1 protein-coding gene and 1 pseudogene are annotated in these 1,546 nt (G+C 54.9%); both read left to right on the top strand.

All coding sequences use genetic code 11. The features are described from left to right. Positions 1-785 (top strand): annotated as a pseudogene (locus ACH2EH_RS13120) (hypothetical protein); the annotation flags it as partial. A 21-nt stretch (positions 786-806) separates the two neighbouring features. Further along, positions 807-1,487 carry a hypothetical protein gene (locus ACH2EH_RS13115; RefSeq protein WP_395142356.1) on the top strand — a complete coding sequence of 227 codons (681 nt, stop codon included), beginning with the start codon at positions 807-809 and terminating at the stop codon, positions 1,485-1,487. Positions 1,488-1,546 lie beyond the last annotated feature (59 nt).

The following is a 1,546-nucleotide window of genomic DNA, read 5'->3' as shown; positions in this document are numbered from 1 at the left end:
CACAACTTCTACAAGAGTGGCATATCTTTACGGCTCGCGATGTTCCCTACCGGACACAGTTCGTCCCGCTAGCGGCCATCATTGGGGCACTGGGAGCAGAGGCCGATGCGGCGGGAGTAAAAGAAAAGCTTGCTCGATGGTTCTGGTGCGGTGTCTTTGGAGAGCTCTATGGCAGCGCAACGGAGACGCGCTTTGCCCGTGATTTCCCCGAAGTGATTGCCTGGATCAAAGGTGGAGCGCTTCCTCTAACCGTCACCGAGGCGAATTTCCAGCCCCAGCGACTTCTGCGACTGCGCACACGGGGCAGTGCTGCTTATAAGGGCATCTCTGCACTACTGATGCGCGAAGGGGGAGTTGATCTTTTTACGGGCAGTAAGATAGACCATTTTATGCAGTACCGTGATATTGACATTCACCATATTTTCCCTAAGAGCTGGTGCTTGAAAAATGGAATTCCTAGAGAGCGTCATGACTGTATTATTAATAAAACGCCACTAATCAACAAGACTAATCAAGCGATTGGGGGCCATGCCCCAAGTCTCTATCTGGCAAGCATGGAGAAATCCGCTCAGATCACCTCAGAGCAAATGGACACGGCACTTCGCACCCATGTGATTGAGCCTAGCGCTCTGCGCAGTAATGACTTCGATGCTTTCTTCTCTACAAGGCAGAAGGCACTTTTGGAGCGGATTGAGAAAGCGATGGGAAATTCGCTTCTTACGATAGCAACTGAAGAACCTGGTGAGTACGATGATGAAGATGAGGAACTAATGTCCCTTACCTAAGGGGCAAGCAAGGATAAAACAATGCCATTAACAGAGAGTGTGTATTCCTACCCGCCTGTGCTGCGGGATGTTTTAAGCCACTGGGAAGCCCTAGAGACCGCTATCGAGCGGGCAGTGTTTCTCAAAGGTGACTACAAAAGAGCGGATCAAGCCGCCGATCTCTTGGCACTGGACACAGCCATTCAGGCACAAGAGGGGCTGGACAACCAGCGCCAACTCTCGGCGGGACAGCGCGATGCCCAGAAGAAAGCGCTGGCACTGCGGGCCGATCAGTTTGCAAAGGCGGTTCGGGCTTTTGCTGCGGGCACTCCTCATGAGAAAGCTCTCCCCAAAAAGCCTGCCTACACCGCCATCGAGTCCAAGTTCGAGCGCCCCATGCGCGATAGTGCCGACCTCTGGAAGCGGATCGAGGCCGATGCCACCCTCTCTAGCTCGGTACACCCCTTGGTGCTGGCGGGAGGCTACACCCATGCTCAGTTTGAGAGCGATCTGGTGGCACTCACGGCCTCGTTTCGCGCTCTGGAAGCGGCAGATCGTGCAAGCCGTGAGGGGCGACGGCGGCGCGATGCGCCTCTGCGTGGACTACGTGAGCGGGTGAATCAGTACCGCGCTGCCGCGCAAGCGCTCCTGCCAGAAGGGCACCCGCTGCTGACAACGCTACCTGTCTTAAGTGCTCCGGTATCCCGAAGACAGCAGGCGTGATCTACAACCTCCTTCTTTTTCTACTCTCGCCCTTACTCGTAGCCTACTATCTTTTTCGG

Source organism: Armatimonas sp. (genome assembly GCF_043760365.1).
GTDB lineage: Bacteria > Armatimonadota > Armatimonadia > Armatimonadales > Armatimonadaceae > Armatimonas.
Note: the sequence above shows the minus strand (reverse complement) of the source record. Positions and strands in the feature narration are given on the sequence as shown.

What these genes read in the sequence shown, in the direction of transcription:
- ACH2EH_RS13115 (WP_395142356.1), top strand. Translation starts at nt 807, where the DNA reads ATGCCATTAACAGAGAGTGTGTATTCCTACCCGCCTGTGCTGCGGGAT.